Source organism: Virgibacillus siamensis, from assembly GCF_039522605.1.
GTDB classification, from domain to species: Bacteria; Bacillota; Bacilli; order Bacillales; family Amphibacillaceae; genus Lentibacillus; species Lentibacillus siamensis.
Window position 1 is genome coordinate 86095 of the sequence record NZ_BAAADS010000025.1, and the last position, 22747, is coordinate 108841.

Genomic DNA, 22747 nt, shown 5'->3' on the forward strand with positions numbered 1-22747 from the left:
CTGTTGCAACCCTTCAAAAACTCAAAGTAAGAAGAATGACCATTCGGGCCATTCTTCGTAAAGCAATACTTCATCTATTCACGATGACCTACTCTTCAAGTAATCCATGCTTAACCAAAAAGTTCCGAGCTACTGTTTCAGGTGACTTGTCTTTATAATCAACCTGATAGTTCATCTGCCGCATCTGCTGATTCGTAATTTTACCGCCAAGCTGGTTTAAAATATCCTGCAATTCCGGATATTTTTCCAGTGTATCCTGACGCATCAGCGGTGCACCCTGATACGGCGGAAAGAGGTTCTTCGGATCATCCAATGTTACTAGGTGCAGCTTAATCATGTATGAATCGGTCGCATACGCATCAATCACATCAACTTCCCCTCTTGACAATGCTTCCTGACGAATTCCAGGCTCCATCGTTTTCACTTTTGCAATATCAAGATTATAAACATCTTTCATTCCGACATAACCATCATACCGGTCCTTAAACTCCAGCGTAAATCCTGCAGTTATCTGATCTTCCACCTTATTTAAATCACCAATTGTCTCCAGGTTGTGTTTGTTTGCAAATTCCTTCGTCGTGGCGACCGCATATGTGTTGTTATATTGCATCGGCTTCAGCATAACCATGTTATACTTTTCTTTCATGCCTTTTTTAGCCTGCTTGTACACTTCCTGTTTTTTATTACTTTTAGCTTCACCTTCCAAATGCGTTACAATCGCTGTGCCGGTAAATTCGGGATAAATATCGATGCTGCCATTTTTAAGTGCATCGAATACAAAAGCCGTTTTACCGAGTCCCGACTTCAGTTTCACATCCAGATCGGTTTCTTCTTCAATAAGCAGCTTATACATATTAATCAAAATAGCTGGTTCAGAACCGAGTTTACCGCCGATTGTCAAATCTGTCTTGTTTCCACCTGTAAAGATAAACGGTGATACCACAATCAGAATAGCAGCTAAAAGCATTGCCACAAACGATTTAAATCCGGCCCGTTTTGAAATACGTTCAAATCCCCGCAAAATATAATCAAGTGCAATTGCTAGTAATGCTGCAGGAATAGCACCAAGCAATATTAGATTTAAGTCTGCTCCACGGTCAATCCCCAGCAAAATTAATTCACCAAGTCCACCTGCACCAATTAGAGCTGCAATTGTCGTTGTACCAACAATCAATACCATTGATGTGCGAATCCCGGCCATGATAACCGGTAATGCTATGGGGAGTTCAACTTTCGTCAACCGTCTCCATGAGTTCATCCCCATCCCGGTTGCTGCTTCTTTTAAGGCAGGATTGACTTCATTAATTCCGGTATATGTATTACGCAAAATTGGTAAAAGTCCGTATAACGTTAAAGCAATTATTGCGGGTGTTGTTCCTATCCCAAAAAACGGAATTAGAAAAGCTAACACTGCCAGACTTGGAATCGTCTGCATAATAGCAGAAAGCCCTATAATAGGTTCCGCCACATGTTTATATCTGGTCAGTACAAGCCCAAGCGGAACTGCAATAAGAATCGCAATAATTAACGAAATCAGTGAGATTTGCAGGTGCTCCCAGATTGTTTCAAGAAGGATATCTTGTCTGTTTTGAAATGTTTCCATGAACTCCTTCATTCCTGTAACACCCCATTATCAATCCTGGTGTGACTTTTCAGGAAGTCAACAATATTTTTATACGTAAGAATGCCGACGAGTTTTTTTCCTTTCAATACAGGGAAAATATTCTGAGTGCTTTGCTGCAGAATTTCGGTAGCTTTATAAAGTACCAAATCATTTTCAAGGGTTTGCAACGTTTTTTTTGCACCATCATCAATTGCACCGACATAATCACCGTTTTGGGCTGTCACAATATAAAAACCGCGCATAACTGTTTTAGCTTGCTGTTCTGTAATTACTCTGTCCCCTGTCTGATCAGCAATTACGTCAATTGCTGTCTGCCAAGGAGACTTCCGCTCACCAATGAAGTCTTTTACGAATTCTGTCCTTGGATTTAGGATCAGTTCCTGCGGCGGATCCACCTGTACAATCCGACCTTCTCGCATCAGGCATACCTTATCCCCCAATGCCATTGCCTCATCCATGTCATGGGTGACGAACACAATGGTCTTTTTAATTTTCCTTTGCAAATCACGAATATCAGACTGCAATTGTTCTCTGCTGATTGGATCCAATGCACTGAAAGGCTCGTCCATCAAAATAATATCCGGATCAGCGGCAAGTGCCCGGATAACGCCGATCCGCTGCTGTTCACCCCCGGAAAGCTCACTTGGCATCCGTCCTTTAAACGTTGATGGATCCAGCCCAACCATATCCAATAACTCTAAGCTTCGATCATAAATCTTTTTACGTTTCCACTTTTTCATTTCTGGTACCACGGCAATATTTTCTTCAATCGTCATATGCGGAAATAACGCAATTTCCTGTAAAACGTATCCAATATTCCAACGCAATTCGTGAATATTATAATCCTTTATATTTTTGTCATTTATGTAAATCAATCCTGCTGTCGGTTCAATTAACCGGTTAATCATTTTCATTGTGGTTGTTTTGCCACAACCACTGGGGCCAATCAGTGTAACGAGTTCCCCATCATTTACCGTCAGCGAAAAATCCTTCAGGGCTTCAGTGCCGTCCGGATAAATTTTTTTGACATCTTTAAATTCAATCACCTTTATCACTTCCTTCCTGTATCAATTTATCCTTAACATGGACTTTCAACGATTATATATACCCGCTTTGCGAAGCGCAAAAACGCCTTTTCCATATTAAAGGTTCTGTGTTCGATGACTTCATGATAAAATAAATAACAGTAAACCATTTTAAAAATGAAGGTAGGAAACGGAATGGAGTATATTTTATTTGCCATTATAGCGTATCTATTGGGGTCCATACCATTCGGAGTGATTGTAGGTAAAGTCGGGTATAATATCGATATCCGGGAACATGGAAGCGGAAATTTAGGTGCCACAAACTCATTCCGGGTGCTAGGCGTAAAAGCGGGAATTATTGTAGTTGCAGCAGATATATTAAAAGGAACAATTGCCACAGTACTCCCTTTATTGTTTGATGCAGATGTATACCGTCTGATAATCGGACTATTTGCAGTAGCGGGGCATACCTATCCGCTGTTTGCCAAATTCAAAGGCGGTAAAGCCGTTGCAACATCAGGCGGGATATTGCTGGGAATAAATCCTATATTATTTGCCATTATAGTTGCTTCATTTTTATTATCGTTGTACATTTCCAAATATGTTTCGCTGTCCTCGATGATTACGGGTGTTGTAGCCGTTATTGTATCAATTATTTTCATGGATATCGGATTGATTATTGTCACAGCAGCTTTAACTATTTTTGTATTTTACAGACATGCTGACAACATTAAGCGCATCAAAAATAAAACGGAACCAAAAATTACGTGGATGTAACCGATAAAAGCCAATAAATTGAATACTGATTTTTTCTTAAGTATAATTATTAATAGGATGAATAGAAAGGGGTCATGGATATGAATAAGACTAAGACCTTGCCAAAAAAACAGCTACCAAACAAAGCACAACGCCATAAATTATTCGGTTCTGTTGAGCCTGGGCCAAGAACAAAACCAAGTGAAAAAAGTAAAATGGCCGACTTGCAGAACACACAAAATGACTTTCTATTTGACCTTGATACAGTTGGAATTGCCGACGTGAAACATCCTATTACTGTAACGAGCAAATTAGTTCCAACAACACAAACAACTATTGGTACATTTAAGTTTTCTTCCAGTATCGATAAATTGAGTAAAGGTACAAATATGAGTCGTTTTACTGAACAGCTTCAAGCTTATTACCAGCAGGGATTTACAGTAGATTTTAAAACCCTCAAAACATTTACGAAAGATCTTGCTAAACGTTTAAAACAGGACGATGCTGAAGTTGAAGTGAAATTTCCGTGGTTTTTCGAGCGGCGCGGTCCGTATGCAGACCTAGCCGGTATGAATCATGCGGATGCTTCCATTTCGGTTAAATATGACGCAGATGAAGGGTTCACCCTAAATGCATCCCTATCTGCACTCATCACAACACTTTGTCCTTGTTCAAAGGAAATAAGTGAGTATAGCGCACATAACCAGCGTGGACACGTTTCCATGAGCGTTTCACTGGAAGAGGATTTCGATGAAGATGATACAGACTGGAAAGAGTTATTGCTTGAAGCAGCTGAAAGTAACGCAAGTGCCCGAATTCATCCGGTATTAAAGCGTCCGGATGAAAAAATGGTTACCGAACAGGCATATGAAAATCCGCGTTTTGTTGAAGATGTGGTTCGTCTCGTGGCAGCTGATTTGTACGAAATACCAGCTGTGACAAAATTTAAGATCGAGTGCCGTAACGAGGAATCGATTCATATGCATGATGCAATCGCATCGGTAACATATGATAAACGACAGGAAGAGGGCGAATCAAGGGGATAAATCCAATGAAATATTTATTTATCGGTTTCATAACGTTTTATCGAAAAGTAATTAGTCCATTAAAACCGCCGACATGCAGGTTTTATCCATCATGTTCGGAATACGGGCTGGTTGCATTCAAGCGGTTTGGGGTTATCAAAGGCGGCTTCTTAACGATAAAGCGAATCGGCAAGTGTCATCCCTTCCACCCGGGAGGAATTGATTTGGTTCCGGAAAGGGACTCAAAGCATTAAAACAGATTCCAGCAGAGGTGATTGCTTGAACTTGCACATATCCGAAAATGCAGCGAAATGGTATAAACAAGAATTGGACATTGAAACGTCAGCAAATGTACGGTTTTTTGTCCGGTATGGCTTCGGGGGCATTGTTCCCGGCTTTTCACTTGGAGTCGGCTTTGATGAACCCGTCACGATTCATGCCTCCCATGAATCTGCAGGGATAACATTCTATATTGAAGAAAAAGATGCCTGGTATTTTGACGGAAATGATTTGTCCGTACAGATGAATAATAAATTAAATGAACCGGAATTTAAATATAAACCATGAAGCGCGTATTAACGGCGCTTCATGGTTTTTTTACAAATCCTTTGATTGTGGCTTTATTGTTTACAGTTGAACGAAACTGCGACATTGAAAAAACCCAATTACTTTAGTACAGCTCTCTAGCCACGCCGTTGGAATATACTCGCTTTCACTGCCAGCATAAGTGCGACATCTGCTCAAGCAAGCTTTCGCAGTGTCTTCTTTACCGCGGGCAAGTGCCGAGCCCTCCTCAGCTCGTACCTCGCCTGCGGGGTCTCGCCTAGCTTGGCAGATAAAATTCAATCTGCATAAGTGTAACTATGACATTTGCCAAAACCGGGCAAATGCCAAGTTTTCTAATACTTCCCACAGGAGTCTCGCATATTCCAACGGCTGGTTATGTGTTTTCAACATTTCATTTTACTTTTGGCCTTTACATTAATTTTAAAATTATTTTTGGTCCGGCATTGATAAGAGGATACAGTGAACAAATTCCAGCGGAGAAAATACGCGGAGACTCCTGTGGGAGCAGAGGCTCATCAGCCGCCCACGGAAAGCGACGTGTATTTCCGCAGCAGTGTTATAGCACTCAAACTTGTTTCGCAGTTTATGGATTTTGTATTAGTGTCAAAAACAATATTCTATACGAAAAAACGTTTTTTTAAAGGTTAAACTTTTTGATTTGATTCCACTTACCCTCTTCTGCCAAAATACGCTTTTGTCGGTCGCCAAAAAGGTCAAAGTGAGGGTAATTTGGATCTCTGTGAATCCATTGCGGCTGGAGATTATGCGTTTCTCCCCAATTAGTAAGCTTTTCGATATCATTACACCCTACTTTGGTAACAGAATAACATCCGGGAAAACGCGCATCCATCCAATAATGGGTCAGAAAAGATACCTTTCCATTGCTGACGTCCTTCTTCCACTTTTTTAATTCATTCCGGTCAATTCCAAAGGCCATTACGATTCCTCGTTTATCGCTTCAGTATACGCTTCATGCCAGTCAGGAAATGATCTTCTTAAGGAGAGCGGGCGAAAGGTATCTTTTTTAACAATGACATGTTTGGTTGTACCAGTTACGCAAATTTCATCCTTTTCATTAACGATGCTGTAGCCATAAACCGTCCTCAGACCATCATACTCCTCAATCCAGGTCTCAACGAACGCCTCCTCACCATAATGAACTGGCTGTTTGAATGAAATATTTGCATCAACCACCGGCGCCACAACGTTTTGTTTTTCCATATCCGCATACTTCAATCCAATACTTTCAATAAATTTAGTACGGCCAATTTCAAACCAAACAAGATAATTTGCATGGTACACCACGCCCATTTGGTCTGTTTCCTGATATCGTACTTCGATTGGTGTCTGTATCTTTTTCAATCCCACTTCCTCCTTGCACTATTATTCCGATTTCAATTTTATCACAAATAACAAGAGAAAAAAGATACTTTGCTTCAATGTGATGGCAGGCTAAGAATAATTTAAAAAACCCCAAACCATTTGTCAGATTCGGGGGTTAGAGGATATTAGTGATCCGTTTCATCCTTTATTTCCTGCCGCATTCCTTTTACAGATTCCTGCCGACGTTTGTTTTTCGCTTTAATTTGTTCTTTTTCCTGTCCGGATGAAAATTCCATCGTTTCCTCTGCTTCATCCATGCTTTCAAGCGTATCATGGATCATACCTTCAAGTTTTTCTGCATTATCACTGCGGTCATCGGGTTTTGGATCATATTTGTCTGGCATAATGCATCTCCTTTATCATCTGAAATTCAATTTTATTTTTTACGTAAAATCCAACTTTATGTATAAATAAAAACTTATGACGTGAATTGGTACATATTGTTCAACCGTCACTATCTGAGTTGAGAAAACTAAATGTCTGTCCAATGAGTGGACAGACATTTAGTTCGCAGACTTTTTATCGGACAATTGATGCTTTCGTTCAAACGAATCCTCAATTGCTTCAATTTGTGCACGGTCTTTCAAAATTTGTTTTCGGTTTTCCTGTACTAACTCATCAAATGAAAATCGTTTCTTTAAAGAAATAGTAATCCACTCCTTTTTAGAATAGTATTACCATTTCTCACCAAAAATATAATTCAGCTTACTTTATTCAGCATATCCACCATATAATCATAGGACATCGGGCCACGTTTTCGCTCAATTACGTTGCCATCCCGTCCAATAATATACGTGGTCGGAACTACTGTGACATCATACATTCCCTGAACTTCAGAATTTTTATCCAATGGCACAGGATATGTGTACCCATATTTATTGATGTATTTTCGGACCTTGCCAGCCCCCAGCTCACTTCCGGTGAGATTTACTGCAATAACCTCAACTTTTTCGCTGTATTTTTTATGGAACTTCTGCATGTCCGGCATTTCTTTCTTGCATGGTCCACACCATGAGGCCCAAAAATTCAGGAAAACTGGTTTACCGCGTAAATCTGATAAACGAAAAGTCCCGCCGGACAATGTGTCAAGTTTAAAATCAGGTGCAGTCTTACCGACCTCAATCCCGCTTTGATTCGGGGCAACAATCCCGGCGCCTTTGGAGCTGCCGTTATCCGTATTGGAATTAGCTTTTTCTTCTGAGTTATTGTTAATTAAACCAGTTACAGTCACGCCAGCTAAAAATAGCAAAACAAGTACCCCAAATACGTTTCTCTTCATAGTATAAGTCCCCTTACATCCATTCTACTATAAGTATCGTATGGTTATTATATATATATGTAAAGCATTCAGGATTATTATTCATAAATACGTCAAAAAACCAGCACACCTTGTTATGGTGTGCTGGTTAATACATACATTCCTTATTGCAGTTTGTTACGTAAAACCATCTGCAGAATACCGCCGTGACGATAGTAATCAATTTCAACATCACTATCGAAACGTGCAATTACATGAAATTCGGTTTTCTTACCGTCTTCATCAACAGCAGTAACTTTAATACGGTCATGCGGCTTAACATTTTCATCAACTTGCACATCAAATGTTTCTTTTCCTGTCAAGCCAAGTTTATCAGCGCTGTCACCATCTTCAAACTGTAATGGAAGAACTCCCATCATAACAAGGTTTGAGCGGTGAATACGTTCGAAGCTTTCTGCAATAACAGTTTTAATTCCCAGCAGAATGGTACCTTTAGCAGCCCAGTCACGGGAGGATCCCATGCCGTAATCCTTACCGCCGATTACCATAAGACCAGTACCATCTTCCTGATATTTCATCGCAGCATCATAAATTGGCATTACTTCTTCAGTTGGCCAATATGTTGTATAACCGCCTTCTTTTCCTTGTGCCAAGAGGTTACGGATACGGATATTAGCAAATGTACCACGCATCATTACCTCATGATTTCCTCGGCGGGAACCATATGAGTTAAAGTTTCTTGGTGATACACCTTTTTCCTGCAAGTATTGTCCTGCTGGCATATCCTTAGGAATTGCACCGGCTGGTGAAATATGATCCGTTGTAACAGAGTCGCCGAATTTACCGACAACACGCAAATCGTTTAACGGATTAACGGTTCCAGCCTCTTTTGAAAGCCCTTCGAAAAATGGGGGGTTTTGAATATAAGTTGATTCGCTGTCCCATTCAAATAAGGGCTCATCTGTTGTTTGGATTTCATTCCATTTCTCGTTTGAATCAAATACACTCTTGTATTCTTTTCTGAAGATGTCAGGATTAACAGTACTGTGAACTGCATCTTTAATCTCAGTCATCGACGGCCAGATATCATTCAGGTAAACTGGCTCGCCATCTGCATCATGGCCTAATGGTTCAGACGTCAGATCAACATCCACTGTCCCAGCAAGTGCGTATGCAACTACCAATGGTGGTGAAGCAAGATAATTTGCCTTTACAAGCGGATGAATACGTCCTTCAAAGTTACGGTTACCGGACAGAACGGATGATACGGTCAAATCCTCTTTGGAAATAGCTTTCTCAATTTCCTCACGCAATGGACCTGAGTTACCGATACATGTTGTACAACCATACCCGACAAGATTAAAGCCAAGATTGTCCAGATAATCCATCAAACCTGAATCTTCCAGATATCGTGTAACAACTTTAGAACCCGGTGCCAATGATGTTTTTACATATCCCGGAACTTGCAGACCTTTTTCGACTGCATTTTTGGCAAGCAGGCCAGCTCCAAGCATTACATACGGGTTTGATGTATTCGTACATGACGTGATTGCCGCAATCGCAATCGCACCTGTTTTCATGTTAGATTTATCACCGTTCGGATGTTCAACAACCGCCTCTTTATCAAACTCCGATTTATCCAATCCAAGCCCCTGGTTACCGGATGGTGCTGTAACAGCTTTATTGAACTCTTCTTTCATTTTTGATAAAGCAATCAAATCCTGTGGACGCTTCGGACCGGACAAATTCGGTTCCAGTTCAGATAAATTAATTTCAACAAGATCTGTATATTCAGGATCTGGCTGATCAGGTGAATACCATAGATTATTAGCTTTACAATACTTTTCTACTAATTCAATTTGTTCGTCATCTCTTCCAGTCAAACGAAGATAGTTCAATGACTCTTCATCAACCGGGAAGAATCCGCAAGTCGCACCATATTCTGGTGCCATGTTGGAAATTGTTGCACGGTCAGCAAGCGGCATATCCTTCAGACCGGGGCCGAAATATTCGACAAACTTACCAACAACTTTTTTCTCGCGTAAAACCTGAGTAACTTTCAATGCCAGGTCTGTTGCTGTAGTTCCCTGAGGAAAGCTCCCGGTAAATTTAACACCGATGACTTCCGGTGCAGGGAAATAAGATGGCTGGCCAAGCATACCTGCTTCCGCTTCAATTCCACCTACACCCCATCCGAGGACGCCCAAACCATTAATCATGGTCGTATGAGAGTCTGTACCGAATAATGTATCAGGGAAAGCATCATATGTTCCATCTTCATTTTCCAAACCATGAACAACATTTGCAATGTACTCAAGGTTTACCTGGTGTACAATACCGGTTGCCGGTGGAACAGCACGATAATTTTCAAATGCCTTTTGAGCCCAGTGAAGAAACTCATAACGTTCAGCATTTCGTTCAAACTCAAGTTCCATATTTGCTTTTAACGCATTTGGTGTACCATACTCATCAACCTGTACGGAGTGGTCAATAACCAAATCAACAGGAACTTCAGGATTGATTTTGTCAGGTTCGCCGCCCATATCAACCATCGCTCTACGTAATGAAGCAAGGTCTACAACTGCGGGTACACCCGTGAAATCCTGTAAAATGATTCGGGACGGTTTGAAAGGTACATCTACACTATCTCCATCCTCTGTTCCCCAGTTGGATAACCCTTTAATATGATCATCCTTTATTACATGACCGTCACGTTGACGAACCAATGATTCCAAAAGGACACGAATGGAGAATGGCAGGCGGGAGACTTTTCCAAGCCCAGCATTTTCAAGAGCTTGCAATTCATAATAATTATACGTTTTACCATTCAATTCAAACTGCTTTTTCGCATCAATACCCATATAAAATGAAACTCCTCTCTTCCTGAATGCCGCAAATATCTTATATTTCGACAAACGTTCTACCAGTACATTTTATATGAAAATGGTATAGAAAACAAATGAATATTAAGGTTCAGGCTATATTAAATAGTTATATAGAGTGATAAAATAAGGTTATACATTTTATAGATTTCATGCACAGTTAATTATAGCATCAAGTCAATTTATTGTTCCATATGGGGTAATTTGATCCGAAATGTACTCCCCTTTGACTCGTTCTGCTGTATTTCCAGTTCCCCGTCATGTTTTTCCAGAATTTGTTGAATAATCATGATACCAAGACCGGTTCCATTCTGTTTCGTTGTAAAAAATGGTTCTCCAAGTTTATGTATTAATTCTTCAGGAATTCCAGCCCCTTGATCAATCACATCCACCGTTACATACTGTTTTTGAATGAAGGCATGAATATGTATTTCCCCGGGTTCATCCATTGCCTCAATTGCATTTTTAACCAGATTAATTAGAACCTGTTTAATCTGCGATCGATCACAAAACACAGAATAATTTCCTGAGATATTGCGTGTGATTTCAATATTTTTCAGTCCGGCCTGGGGTTTCAGTAATGTAATCACATCTTCAACCATACTGTCTATCGATTCAACCCGCTTATTATCCGTAAGTGGTTTTGAAATAAATAGCAGCTCGGAAGTAATGGTTTCCATTTTCTCAATCTCGTCAATCATTATCTTGTAGTATTCCTCTTTCCGGCTCACACCAGCCTGAATCAACTGTAAAAAGCCTTTCAAAGATGTCAATGGATTACGGATTTCATGTGCTATCCCGGCTGCAAGCTGCCCCGCGACGGACATCTTTTCCGAACGGACCATCATTTCTTCAGCTTCTTTTTTATCAGTAATATCTTTCACAATAGAGACGAAAAACAGTCTTCCGAATTTATCCCGAACACGTGAAATGATGTGTTCCGTCCAAATGTATTTGCCGCTCCAGTCCCGAACATGTATATTGAATGGTTTTCCACTTTCTTCTTCAAGACCATCCATGTACTTCTTCAAATACTCCATATCATCACGGGCAATATAGTCGAACCATTCTGAACCCAATAATTCATCCGACTTATACCCCAACAATTGCTCAACAGACTGGGATACAAAAATCAGTTTTCCATTCTCTTCACATACAGTTACAATGTCATTACTGTTCTCATCAATCCATTTAAGCAGTGTCTTTGGCAGGGAAGCCAACCCGGGGAAAAACTCCTCAACCTGTGAACAATGTGAAATTTTGGAGCGTTCCATATTGGTATTACCATCATTATTTTTTCTGTTTTCCATCACTTTCCCTCCCAGATACCGCATTTATTTCGAATCAATTTATTCATGTAACGATTCGTAAAAGTTTCTATGTAAAAATTATGAGCTCCGAGCCTTGTATGTATCATGTCGCCCTATTATAATTATATTAGGCAACATAAAAAAAATGACTAAAATCTACAAAATTATTCAAACGTTTATTTTAAACAAGCAAGTAATCTTAATTTTACTATAATTATACATAAAAATAAATGATTCGCGTGGAATAATTTGCCTTTACGACAAAGTACATGTTGCTTAATTTATAGGAATCGAGTGATGAATTATGTCAGCTATCGGGGATTACATGATAGTTCTGTGGGGTTTTTTGCTGATTACACTAATGGGAATCGGCGGGTTTTTTATGTTCCGGAAATTTTTAAAAAAATTGCCAAAAGAAGACGGAAGGTCAAAAATGGACTGGGAAGAATTTTACATGGAAAAAACAAGACACATGTGGCGCAAACCGGAAAAAGAACTTCTGGAAGATTTGGTATCACCAGTACCAGAACTATTCAGGGATCTCGCCAGACATAAAATTGCCAGTAAAATCGGGGAAATTGCGCTAAAGAAAAAAAGGAAAATTATTACACAGGACGTTCTTATCGAAGGTTATATCCTGGCGACACCCAAACGTGATCACAAATTTCTAAGAAAAAAATTAGATCAAAAAAATATTGATGTCACCCCATATGAAAGCTTTTTCGAGTATTAAAAAAATGTGTCTTGTGAAGACACATTTTTTAATATTCCAGTTGTTTTTCAAGTTTTTTATATTTGTATAACATCGCCAGTCGCCAGGACAGTATCATACCGAAAGCAAGCAAGAAGAACATGCCGCTGGTCTCTCCAAGTGAAACCGTTCCACCAATAACAAGCTTCATGATAACCCTGATTGCCAACAAACCAAATAAAATAAAGACAAAAGATTTGGAAGGTATAAGATAAATATCATTATTTCTGATTTCAAATTTTGAAGTCCTAATCAAAAATATAGAAAAAACCACTCCTACACTGATTGCCTCAAGCACTTGCAACCAGTCAACCTGGAACACTGGAAACAGGAACATGAACGCACCCGTGCTCATAAATAGTGGTGGCAATATTATTTTTTTTACGGAAGCTGGCTGCTTGGCCGCTTTTAAACGAACAAAAATCATCGTAACCGCCATAAACGCAGCAACCACTGTGCTTGCAATAATCCAGAACATACCTGATCACTCATTTCATTTCACGGTTCAATTGGAGGTTTGTAATAAAAAGCCGGGGTAATCAACTTCGGTCATGATTTCTGATCCCTTGAAATGGACAAAATGATCGTAAGCGTAACACCCAATACTGTAATGTAAACGCCGATATCAAACATCATTGCCGTAGCAAGCTCCAGTTTTCCAAAAAACGGCATCTCGACATACGTGAATGTCTGAGACAAAAAAGGAACATTAAAGAAAAACGATCCGATACCAGTTCCCAGCGCAACCAAAAGTCCAATCGGAATTAACAAGCGGTAATTGACCGGTAAAATTTTTTCAACGGCTTTTGTACCATATGATATGTATAAGAGCAGTATTGCGGAAGCTGTCATCAATCCTCCGATAAATCCTCCACCTGGAGAATTATGACCGGCCAGCAGCAGATAAATCGAAAAGCCGAGCAGAATAAAAACGATGATTGATGTAGTCATTCGTAATATAAGGTCGTTTGGTTTATACATAAAAATGCTCCTTTATTTACAGTGACTGCTATTAAAAGTGTAATATATCGTCTGCGAAAAATCCACTTTAAAACCCCTGGAAACCGAACCATCCTGCGAGAAATGCAGTTAGTTTGCTCATCCAGTTAAAGAAGAGCGCAATTCCCATAAAAATCATAAGATAGCCGCCAACCTTCACTATTTTTGCACTGTTTCGTTTAATCCATCCCAGCTTCCCAAGAAAAAATGACAAAATGAAAAACGGTATGGAAAAACCAAGAATATAACTGATCATCATGACCATTCCCAAATCAGGATTCGTAGCAGCAAGTGACATCACAACCATCAGAATTGGTCCCATGCATGGTGTCCATCCCAATGAAAATGCCAGACCAATCAGAAATGAACCGGCAAATCCAGCAGGGCGATTCTTAAAGGTGATTTTTTTATCCTTCATCAGGAATTCAAAATTCAACAAACCAACGATAACAAGACCAAAAAAAACGATGACAATAGCGCCGATTTGTCTAATGATCTCCTGATAAGTCTTTAAAAAATCAGCAAACAGATTGGATGAAAAGCCCAGAACGATAAAAATACACGAAAAGCCGAGCAGAAAGAACAGGGTATGCAGCATGCTTTTCCTATTAAGCATTTTGTTGTCTTCTCTTATTTCACTGACACTCATCCCGGTGATATAGGATAAAAAAGCCGGATACAATGGCAGCACACACGGTGAGACAAATGATAAGAAACCGGCACCGAATGCGATGAATATGTTTATTTCCTCTGTCATAATGAATCCTCCCATGCACTTCTTCCACCTATTTTAGCAGATACAGACAAAATCAAAAGAAGTTGATTTTGACAATAAACCGACACTTTCAAGAAACGAAAACACCCCCTGTTATCATTTACAACAAGGGGTTCATACACACATATCGTATAAGTGCTGGTTACTTCTTCTCCTGCTGGTTATTCATTGACCGCATCATCTGATTAATTTTCTTTTGCGATGGTTTCTGTCCCATTTGCATCATTAAAGTACGCAGCATTTGTTCATTAATTGGAGGGTTTTTCTTCAAGTAATTCATCATATATTTCCGAGCGATGAAAAATCCCAGTGCTACACCGGCAATTAATGCAACGATAGCTATTAGTACAACCCAAATTACATCCATAGCAACCTTCCTCCTTCGTGTTGTCCCTCATACAGTATAGTAAATCAAAGATAAGAATACAATACTTGTTCAGTCTTGTCCTTCTTTCTTTGAATTACTGGAGATAACCAGCCATAATGATCCACATTATTACTCATAATAAATAAAACCGGCTGAAATAAACGGAGTGCCGGAAACAGCAAATTTTCGGCATCATGCAGTATCTCACTACGAAAGTTTATATGTTTTTGATGAATATGTAAAGAAATATATTGCATATCTTTCCAGATTTCCACGTTATTATTCTCCCAGCGTACATGCACATTATCAGACTTTATGTGTGAAAGATGAGAAATCAGTTTATTTTTGGGAAAAGAGTTTGTGATAAATTCAAATTGCTTTGTTAAATCTTCCCGGTTTTCTTCCATTTGATACGCTGTTAAAAAACGGTAAAGGATATGACTTTTATGAAAAAAATGATGCGCAAATTCTTCTTTTATCCAGTAAATGCTGTATTGATTCAACAAAATCCCTCCTCATTTACTTTCTATTATACGCATTTCTTTTTAAAATTTTGTCAGAAACCGTAGCAAATTAACACTAGTTTTGTCAGAATCTAATAGACTGATAAACTGCGGCAGCAATGTATCGTATAAACTATCCTTTGGAGACCCGCGCACTAAAAATGACCTCCCAAACGGAAGGCCATTCTATTTTACAGATTAGTCGATATATGATTCGACCTGCTGTACAACATTATCAACTGTAAAACCGTACTCTTCAATTACTTTGTCACCCTTGGCTGAAGCACCGAACGTGTCAATTCCGATTACTTTTCCATTTTCACCAACATAACGTTCCCAGCCAAATGGTGATGCCATTTCAATTGCAACACGGTTTTTTACGTGCGGCAAAATTACTTCGTTTTTATATGCCTGCTCCTGGCTGTTGAACCGATCCCAGGATGGCATGCTGATGACATTCACATCAATGCCTTTTTCTTTCAATGCATCTTTAGCTCTGACAGCAAGCTGCACTTCAGAACCAGTTGCAAGCAATAATGCATCAGGTGTATCTTTATCTGCTTTGCTTACCACGTAAGCGCCTTTCTTAACGCCTTCATACGCATTTTCTTTCGTACCTTCGAGTGTGGGAAGCCCTTGTCTGGTCAGTACTAAAGCTGTCGGCTTATCTGTTGATTCAAGAGCTAGCCTCCAAGCCGACTGTACTTCATTTCCATCGGCTGGACGTATCAGTGATAAACCTGGCATTGCCCGGAGTGAAGCCAATTGTTCAATAGGTTCGTGTGTCGGTCCGTCTTCCCCGACCGCTATGGAATCGTGGGTAAACACATATGTTACCGGTGTATTCATAATTGCGGAAAGTCTGATGGCCGGACGCATGTAGTCACTGAAAACAAAGAACGTTCCTGCATATACTTTTAATCCGCCGTGCAGTGCCATTCCGTTAGTTGCAGCGGCCATCGCAAACTCACGAACTCCAAACCAGATGTTTTTACCTGCATAATTCTGCAATGAAAAGTCTTCTTCCTTTTTAACTGTTGTTTTGTTGGATCCTGCCAAATCTGCACTGCCCCCAAAGAAATATGGGACTGATTTGGAAACTTCATTAAGTACCTCTCCTGAAGTGGCTCGCGTTGCTGCAGAATCCTTGCCCGCCTCATAAACAGGGAGATTTTCGTTCCAGTTTTCTGGCAGCTCACCTTTCATTGCGTGTTCAAGTTCCTTCGCAGCATCAGGGTATTTTTCTCTATAGGAAGTAAACAGTTCGTTCCAATTTTCCTCAGCATCTGCGCCATCTTTTCCGACTTTTTCATTAAAATCAGCGTAAACTTCTTCAGGTACATGAAAATCATCATGTGTCCATTTATAATATTCTTTCGTTAATTTCACTTCATCTGCTCCAAGTGGTGCACCGTGTGATGCTGAAGATGCAGATTTATTTGGGGAACCATATCCAATAACCGTTTTAACTTCAATTAAGGTCGGCTGTTCCGTATTTTCCCTAGCCTCTTTAATAGCGTTACGGATTTCTTTCAGATCATTACCGTCTTCTACGCGAATAACCTGCCAGCCATATGCTTTGAAACGGGTTTCTGTATCTTCGGAAAACGCTCGATCCAAATCGCCGTCAAGCGAAATATCGTTGGAGTCATACAACGCGATCAGTTTTCCTAAACCAAGGTGGCCTGCAAGTGATGCGGACTCATGTGAAATACCTTCCATCAAATCGCCATCACTGACAATTGCATAGGTGTAATGATCGATGATGTTAATATCCTCTTTATTATAAAGAGAAGCAAGGTGCGCCTCGGCCATCGCCATCCCAACCGACATCGCAAGCCCTTGTCCGAGTGGTCCGGTTGTAGCCTCCACTCCATCTGTATGATGAACCTCCGGATGTCCCGGTGTTCTGGAGCCCCACTGACGGAATGATTTTAAGTCGTCAATGGTTACATCATATCCGGACAGATGCAATAACCCGTACTGCAGCATTGATCCATGACCGGCGGACAGTACGAAACGGTCGCGGTTAAACCATTTTGAGTTCTTCGGATTGTGTGTCATGAAGTCGGTCCATAACGAATAAGCCATTGGAGCTGCTCCCATCGGCAGCCCTGGATGACCGGAATTGGCATTCTCGATTGCGTCAATCGCCAAGGTGCGAATTGTATTAATCGATAGTTGTTCTGTGTTCTGTGACAATGAAATTCCCCTTTCCGATTCAAATCTTGTTTGTATCCTTTTTCATTCTATAACGAAACCACAACAGTAACAAGTCTTTTCAGGACTCAATTGAGATGTCGGGTGCGCCGAATCAAGAAAACCGTTGGATATAACGTTTACCAACAATCGGTCAATTTTTTTTGTTCCGTTCCTGCAGATCCCGTACTTTTTGCGGTGTGACATCATTGCCTTCACGATCCATCACGGTCATTGACTTAAACTGATTTTTAAAGGATTTGCGGACATTCTTCAAATATTCCTGTCGCAGTTCTTTTTGTTCTCCTTTTTCAGCGTCGGTAAGTCCCGCTTCTTTTGACTTTTTGGCAAGTTCATTTATACGATTTAATTTCTCTTTTGAGATCATTCTAACCCTCCTGCTAACTCCGTATTGGAAAACCCGATACTCACCCAAATTTTTGTGCGTGCCGAATTCTTTTCTTCCTTATACGGTCAAACTTATTTTTCCGATATTAGAAAAAAGGCAAGAACATATTGATGTTCCTGCCTTTCAATAGTACCTTTTATATAAAATAGATTCAAGAATTTACGTATTCCTGATATCGTCGGTGAACGGTTGCTTTGGAAACAGAATATCCTAAATTATTCAGTGAGCGGGTTATTTCTTCAAATGTCATTTCTTTCTGCCTTAATTGAACAATTTCTTCTATTGGGAATGCAATCCGTTCACGGCCCGGCGCCTGCTGACGATTGGTTAAATTGCGACTTGGATCAAACCCCTCACGGACCGCCCGTTTCATACCACGCCTGATTTTAGCGTTCTGAAGTTTACGCTGATATTCTTCCACAATACCGACAATTTGAAGAACCATCGAATCTGATTCCGACACTTCCAACTCACCACCGTGTAAACTTGTATATATAGATATATTTAATTTCTGTAATTGATGAAACAACGCAATCTTGGTATTTCCCCTTCCCAGTCTTGTTTCATCCTGGATAAGCAGAATGTCAGCTTGTCCACTTGAAAAATAATCAAGCATCTCAAAAATACCGTCACGGTTAATCTCGTAACCACTTTCTTGTTCCCCAATACACGTTAAAATTGAAAAATTATTCCTGACTGCCAGCTTCATCAGTTCTTCTTTCTGCCTTGCCAGAGAAGTCTCCTGTGCCTTCTTATTGGTGCTTACCCTGCAATATATGACTGCTTTCAATTGAAAAAACTCCTTATTTTATGCACTTGTAACCATTGTAAAATATAAAAACACCAGCGCCAATGCAAACGTAACTACATAAAATACATCTGTCTTCGTAATCTTTTCAAACATACTATTCAGTCCTTTCTACCATTAGTTTAGAACTTCTGTTCGCATCTCTACATTTATTATATACGAACAAATGATCTTGTCAAGGTTTTTTTCGAACGAATGTTTGCTTATCTGGAATTTTAGTGATAAACTATCATTAACAAATACTATGCACGAGGTGTTTAATAGATGAACAAACTTTCCAAGAGGCAGCAGGCAATACTCGACTATATTAAAGAACAGGTAAAAGAAAAAGGTTATCCACCCTCTGTTCGTGAAATTGCGGTAGCGGTTGGACTTGCATCCAGTTCGACTGTACATGGCCATTTAGCCAGACTTGAAAGCAAAGGGTTTATCCGAAGGGATCCAACGAAACCACGAGCAATTGAAGTTCTGGATTTGTCCGAAGAAATGAACATACCGCAGGAAGAAGCACGATATGCGCCGGTAATCGGTAAGGTGACTGCCGGTTTACCAATTACTGCTGTAGAAAATATTGAAGAGTTTGTACCACTGCCAAGTTCAAGTGCAGGGCCGGATGACAATTTATTTGTTCTGGTTATCGAGGGTGAAAGTATGATTGAGGCCGGTATTTTAAACGGGGACATGGTAATTGTGAAACAGCAGAACACAGCACAAAATGGAGATATCGTAGTTGCAATGACGGAAGAAGATGAAGCAACGGTTAAGCGATTCTTTAAGGAAAAGAACCATATTCGTCTGCAGCCGGAAAATGCCACAATGGACCCGCTTATCTATCAAAATGTAACCATACTAGGCAAAGTAATCGGATTATACCGGAATATCCATTAATGAAAAAGCATCCGTCGAGCATAATGACGGATGCTTTTTAAATTCTATAAAACTAGCAAAATGTGTCTTTCGGTTTTGGTACTGACATGCCAAACAACGGCCTCAAGTAAAGCGCGAGGAAAGTTCCCGCAAGCGCCATAATCATCCAAACCCAACCATGAAGGCTGAATGAGGCGATTCCGCCAAAGTATGCACCAATATTACATCCAAAGGCGATTCTTGAACCGTACCCCATCATTATACCACCGATTACCGCAGCGGACATTCGTTTAAAACCAACTTTTTTAAGTGTGAAAATACCTCCAGCCGTCGATGCCAAAAAGGCGCCAAGAATAACGCCAAAATCCAGGACGCTTGTGGAGTGCATAAGAACAGATTGATCCAGTGAAGCGGCACGTTCACCGGACCAGTAAACCCACTCAGTTACATCGATACCGAAGAACATTGCTATTTTGGACCCCCATAAAGCAAAAGCTGATGTTACACCCCAAGGCGTACCTCTAACCAATAACGTTAGTGCATTAAATACTGCCAATAGAATTGCCGCAATCCACAAAGGCCACGATCCGCGCAATATACGGGTCCATCCTTTTTCGCTCGGCAACGGCTTTATAGTCGGAGGTGTTCGCTTTTTATCAAAATAATATGCTGCGCCGAAAATTAATCCAAAAAGTATGATCTGGACAACCCAGGCACCGACATACCCCAAGTCTGTACTGGTTGCCAGCGAAATAGCCGGGAATGAAGGTGTTTCATTCACCCAAAAATTCCAATGCCATGCCCCAAGCACAGAACCGGCAATAAATGCAATGAGTGTTATGAACATTGCAGTACGGCCACCGCCAACCGCATATAGTGTTCCCGATGCACAACCACCACCAAGCTGCATTCCTATCCCAAAGAGAAAAGCACCAACAATAACACTCGTTCCAACAGGCGAAACGTATCCTGACGGGTCATTTCCAAAAAAGCCGAACCCCATCGATAATATTGGAGCAAATAATGTACAGGCGACTGCCATCATAATCATATGAGCACGCATTGCTTGCCCATTCCCCACCGACACCAACCTTCTGAATGCCGAAGTAAAACCAAAACGGGCATGAAAAAGGGTGATGCCCAGAAGCAGCCCGACCCACATTGTCATTGTATTCTTAAGTCCCGCGGTATTCATAATTGCATAACTTAAAAGAACGATAATAATGATGCCAATTGCAATTTTCATTTTTTGTGGAGACGGAAGTGATGGATGTTTCTCAGCACTCGTATCTTTCATGACATTACTTGGAATTGCCATATCTATAACCTCCATTTCTCATAAATTTACTCGGAATTGATTTTCAGATTAAAACATCACAGTGTAAAAGTCAATAAGGAAGAGTTTATTTCAACAAAAAAACCCCCTTGAAAATTTAAAATTCAAGGGGAAAATTTGAGCACTTTTCCAATATAACATTAATAGCTAGCCAAATACTGTTCCCGCTCCCATGGATGAACGGTTGTTCTGAACATATCCCATTCAATTTCTTTTGCTTCCATAAAGTGTTCATGCAAATGTTCACCCATTGCCGCAACAACTACTGGATCCTTGTCAAGTTCCAACAGAGCGTCCATCAAGGTTGCAGGCAAATCTTTAATGCCATTTTCAATTCGTTCCGATTTATCCATGGTATAAATATTCTGATCAACCGGTGTTGGCGGTGTCAGCTTGTTTTTTACACCATCAAGACCACTTGCAAGTAATACTGCCATCGCCATATAAGGGTTAGCTGCAGGATCGACACTGCGAACTTCAATCCGGGTACTTAACCCGCGTGAATACGGAATACGAACCAATGGACTCCTGTTCGTTCCAGACCATGCCACATAACATGGGGCTTCATACCCTGGCACCAGACGTTTGTAGGAATTAACAATCGGATTGGTCACAGCGGTATAATTTGTCGCATGTTTAATGACACCAGCTGTAAATTGATATGCAACGTCACTAAGTTCCATCTCACCCTGCTTATCAAAAAATTGATTTTTACCATCTTTAAACAGAGACATATTTACGTGCATTCCCGACCCATTTACGCCAAATAATGGTTTAGGCATAAATGTTGCATGGAGATTATGTTTACGGGCAATGGTCTTCACAACCAGTTTAAATGTTTGAATATCATCACAATGTTTTACGGCATCGGAATATTTAAAGTCAATTTCATGCTGTCCCGGAGCGGCTTCATGGTGAGAAGCTTCGATTTCAAAGCCCATTTCTTCCAGCTCCAGTACGATATCCCGACGGCAATTTTCACCAAGATCTGTTGGTGCCAGATCAAAATATCCGCCATGATCATTTAATTCAAGGGAAGGATCACCTTTTTCATCCAATTTGAATAAAAAGAATTCCGGTTCGGTTCCGATGTTAAATGCATCAAAACCTAATTCCTCCATTTTTTTTAGGTTGCGCTTCAGATTGTATCGTGGGCAGCCTTCAAATGGCGTCCCATCCGGATTATATATATCACAAATAAACCGTGCTACTTTTCCCTTTTCAGAAGTCCATGGAAATACAACAAAAGAATCCAAATCCGGATGCAAATACATGTCTGATTCCTCAATCCGGACAAATCCTTCGATGGAAGAACCGTCAAACATCATTTTATTATCAAAGGCCTTGTCCAGTTGACCAAGCGGAATTTCCACATTTTTAATAATTCCCAGCATGTCTGTAAACTGCAGACGGATAAAGCGGACATTTTCCTCTTCGATTATTTTATAAATTTCTTCCTTTGTTAAACCTGAACTCATCTAAGTTCCTCCTAGTTATAATTTAATGGAAAAAACGGGACATCTCACCTTGCAGCATATTCGATTTACCCATTTTTCCAGTTTCAAACAGCAGTTCATTTCGAATCATTTTACGTACTTTCTTATCTGTTACTCGTGCATCTTTCGGATTCTTATGTTCTTTTTCTGTCAGTATGTGTTTAATTCCTGCAAGATTGATTCCCCTTTCCAGCAGGTCTTTAATCTCCAGCAGACGATCGACATCATGAAAAGAATACAAGCGTTGATTACCGGTTGTACGCTCCGGAAAAACAAGTGCATTTTCTTCATAATATCTGATTTGCCGCGCTGTCAGCTCAGTCAGTTTTTTCACAATACCAATTGAAAATAAGGGCATCGAACGCCTTTCTTGGTCATCCATTGATATCCCCCATTCCAGTTATTTT

26 protein-coding genes are annotated in these 22747 nt (G+C 40.2%); 6 read left to right on the forward strand and 20 right to left on the reverse strand.

The genetic code is table 11. The annotated features are described in order from the left end of the window. Positions 1–88: 88 nt before the first annotated feature. Both ABD010_RS15675 and ABD010_RS15680 read right to left on the reverse strand, forming a co-directional pair. The gene (locus ABD010_RS15675) at positions 89–1615 is read right to left on the reverse strand and encodes an ABC transporter permease/substrate-binding protein (RefSeq protein ID WP_343815152.1); all 1527 of its coding nucleotides are present in this window, start codon (positions 1613–1615) and stop codon (positions 89–91) included. Beyond that, positions 1612–2670, reverse strand: a complete 1059-nt coding sequence (locus tag ABD010_RS15680) for an ABC transporter ATP-binding protein (RefSeq protein ID WP_343815155.1) — start codon at positions 2668–2670, stop codon at positions 1612–1614. The genes ABD010_RS15675 and ABD010_RS15680 overlap by 4 nt, the downstream gene beginning before the upstream one ends. A gap of 174 nt (positions 2671–2844) precedes the next feature. On the opposite strand from ABD010_RS15680, the gene plsY reads away from it, so the two are divergent. The 4 genes from plsY (at position 2845) to ABD010_RS15700 (ending at position 4997) form a co-directional block, all read left to right on the forward strand. Then, entirely contained in the window at positions 2845–3426 is a 582-nt protein-coding gene (gene plsY / locus ABD010_RS15685; protein WP_343815157.1) for a glycerol-3-phosphate 1-O-acyltransferase PlsY, read from the forward strand. An 80-nt stretch (positions 3427–3506) separates the two neighbouring features. Next, positions 3507–4451, forward strand: a complete 945-nt coding sequence (gene folE2, locus ABD010_RS15690; protein ID WP_343815160.1) for a GTP cyclohydrolase FolE2 — start codon at positions 3507–3509, stop codon at positions 4449–4451. A 5-nt stretch (positions 4452–4456) separates the two neighbouring features. Further along, positions 4457–4684 (forward strand): membrane protein insertion efficiency factor YidD, encoded by a 228-nt coding sequence (gene yidD / locus ABD010_RS15695; RefSeq protein ID WP_343815163.1) that lies wholly within the window; start codon positions 4457–4459, stop codon positions 4682–4684. 25 nt (positions 4685–4709) lie between these two features. Beyond that, positions 4710–4997: a HesB/YadR/YfhF family protein gene (locus ABD010_RS15700; protein WP_343815166.1), complete on the forward strand. Its 288-nt coding sequence runs from the start codon at positions 4710–4712 to the stop codon at positions 4995–4997. A gap of 637 nt (positions 4998–5634) precedes the next feature. Here ABD010_RS15700 and ABD010_RS15705 read toward each other — a convergent pair. The 7 genes from ABD010_RS15705 to ABD010_RS15735 all read right to left on the reverse strand — a co-directional run bounded on the left by ABD010_RS15705 (position 5635) and on the right by ABD010_RS15735 (position 11830). Further along, positions 5635–5934 (reverse strand): hypothetical protein, encoded by a 300-nt coding sequence (locus ABD010_RS15705; protein WP_343815168.1) that lies wholly within the window; start codon positions 5932–5934, stop codon positions 5635–5637. Further along, positions 5934–6359 (reverse strand): acyl-CoA thioesterase, encoded by a 426-nt coding sequence (locus tag ABD010_RS15710; protein WP_343815170.1) that lies wholly within the window; start codon positions 6357–6359, stop codon positions 5934–5936. The genes ABD010_RS15705 and ABD010_RS15710 overlap by 1 nt, the downstream gene beginning before the upstream one ends. Before the next feature lie 146 nt (positions 6360–6505). Next, positions 6506–6724 (reverse strand): small acid-soluble spore protein Tlp, encoded by a 219-nt coding sequence (gene tlp / locus ABD010_RS15715; RefSeq protein ID WP_343815172.1) that lies wholly within the window; start codon positions 6722–6724, stop codon positions 6506–6508. A 159-nt stretch (positions 6725–6883) separates the two neighbouring features. Continuing rightward, positions 6884–7033, reverse strand: coding sequence for an FbpB family small basic protein (locus tag ABD010_RS15720; RefSeq protein ID WP_343816350.1), 150 nt, complete (start codon positions 7031–7033; stop codon positions 6884–6886). 47 nt (positions 7034–7080) lie between these two features. Further along, complete coding sequence (locus ABD010_RS15725; protein WP_343815175.1) at positions 7081–7659, reverse strand: redoxin domain-containing protein; 579 nt, start codon at positions 7657–7659, stop codon at positions 7081–7083. A gap of 143 nt (positions 7660–7802) precedes the next feature. After that, positions 7803–10499 carry an aconitate hydratase AcnA gene (acnA, locus tag ABD010_RS15730; RefSeq protein WP_343815178.1) on the reverse strand — a complete coding sequence of 899 codons (2697 nt, stop codon included), beginning with the start codon at positions 10497–10499 and terminating at the stop codon, positions 7803–7805. A gap of 203 nt (positions 10500–10702) precedes the next feature. Next, positions 10703–11830 carry an ATP-binding protein gene (locus ABD010_RS15735; RefSeq protein ID WP_343815180.1) on the reverse strand — a complete coding sequence of 376 codons (1128 nt, stop codon included), beginning with the start codon at positions 11828–11830 and terminating at the stop codon, positions 10703–10705. Positions 11831–12155: 325 nt separating this feature from the next. Here ABD010_RS15735 and ABD010_RS15740 point away from each other — a divergent pair, with 325 nt between their 5' ends. Continuing rightward, the gene (locus tag ABD010_RS15740) at positions 12156–12563 is read left to right on the forward strand and encodes a DUF2621 family protein (protein WP_390350829.1); all 408 of its coding nucleotides are present in this window, start codon (positions 12156–12158) and stop codon (positions 12561–12563) included. A gap of 28 nt (positions 12564–12591) precedes the next feature. Here the strand turns inward: ABD010_RS15740 and ABD010_RS15745 are convergent, their stop codons facing one another. The 8 genes from ABD010_RS15745 to ABD010_RS15780 all read right to left on the reverse strand — a co-directional run bounded on the left by ABD010_RS15745 (position 12592) and on the right by ABD010_RS15780 (position 18623). Then, positions 12592–13059 (reverse strand): CcdC family protein, encoded by a 468-nt coding sequence (locus tag ABD010_RS15745; RefSeq protein ID WP_343815184.1) that lies wholly within the window; start codon positions 13057–13059, stop codon positions 12592–12594. 71 nt (positions 13060–13130) lie between these two features. Then, positions 13131–13562: a Na(+)/H(+) antiporter subunit B gene (locus ABD010_RS15750; RefSeq protein WP_343815187.1), complete on the reverse strand. Its 432-nt coding sequence runs from the start codon at positions 13560–13562 to the stop codon at positions 13131–13133. A gap of 67 nt (positions 13563–13629) precedes the next feature. Beyond that, positions 13630–14337: a cytochrome c biogenesis CcdA family protein gene (locus tag ABD010_RS15755; RefSeq protein WP_343815189.1), complete on the reverse strand. Its 708-nt coding sequence runs from the start codon at positions 14335–14337 to the stop codon at positions 13630–13632. Positions 14338–14497: 160 nt separating this feature from the next. Next, positions 14498–14722, reverse strand: coding sequence for a YneF family protein (locus ABD010_RS15760; RefSeq protein ID WP_343815191.1), 225 nt, complete (start codon positions 14720–14722; stop codon positions 14498–14500). Positions 14723–14766: 44 nt separating this feature from the next. Beyond that, a complete protein-coding gene (gene sirA / locus ABD010_RS15765) occupies positions 14767–15225 on the reverse strand; it encodes a sporulation inhibitor of replication protein SirA (RefSeq protein WP_343815193.1) in 459 nt (152 codons plus the stop codon). Positions 15226–15423: 198 nt separating this feature from the next. Beyond that, a complete protein-coding gene (gene tkt / locus ABD010_RS15770) occupies positions 15424–17427 on the reverse strand; it encodes a transketolase (RefSeq protein ID WP_343815195.1) in 2004 nt (667 codons plus the stop codon). 151 nt (positions 17428–17578) lie between these two features. Next, complete coding sequence (locus ABD010_RS15775; protein WP_343815199.1) at positions 17579–17812, reverse strand: DUF896 domain-containing protein; 234 nt, start codon at positions 17810–17812, stop codon at positions 17579–17581. A 172-nt stretch (positions 17813–17984) separates the two neighbouring features. Then, positions 17985–18623 (reverse strand): YneB family resolvase-like protein, encoded by a 639-nt coding sequence (locus ABD010_RS15780; RefSeq protein WP_343815202.1) that lies wholly within the window; start codon positions 18621–18623, stop codon positions 17985–17987. 282 nt (positions 18624–18905) lie between these two features. Here ABD010_RS15780 and lexA point away from each other — a divergent pair, with 282 nt between their 5' ends. Beyond that, positions 18906–19529: a transcriptional repressor LexA gene (lexA, locus tag ABD010_RS15785; RefSeq protein ID WP_343815205.1), complete on the forward strand. Its 624-nt coding sequence runs from the start codon at positions 18906–18908 to the stop codon at positions 19527–19529. A gap of 52 nt (positions 19530–19581) precedes the next feature. On the opposite strand, the gene ABD010_RS15790 is transcribed toward lexA, so the two are convergent. The 3 genes from ABD010_RS15790 to ABD010_RS15800 all read right to left on the reverse strand — a co-directional run bounded on the left by ABD010_RS15790 (position 19582) and on the right by ABD010_RS15800 (position 22722). Beyond that, positions 19582–20826, reverse strand: a complete 1245-nt coding sequence (locus ABD010_RS15790) for a YeeE/YedE family protein (protein WP_343815206.1) — start codon at positions 20824–20826, stop codon at positions 19582–19584. 158 nt (positions 20827–20984) lie between these two features. Continuing rightward, positions 20985–22322 (reverse strand): type I glutamate--ammonia ligase, encoded by a 1338-nt coding sequence (glnA, locus tag ABD010_RS15795; RefSeq protein ID WP_343815207.1) that lies wholly within the window; start codon positions 22320–22322, stop codon positions 20985–20987. 22 nt (positions 22323–22344) lie between these two features. Continuing rightward, the gene (locus ABD010_RS15800) at positions 22345–22722 is read right to left on the reverse strand and encodes a MerR family transcriptional regulator (RefSeq protein WP_343815208.1); all 378 of its coding nucleotides are present in this window, start codon (positions 22720–22722) and stop codon (positions 22345–22347) included. Positions 22723–22747: the final 25 nt, after the last annotated feature.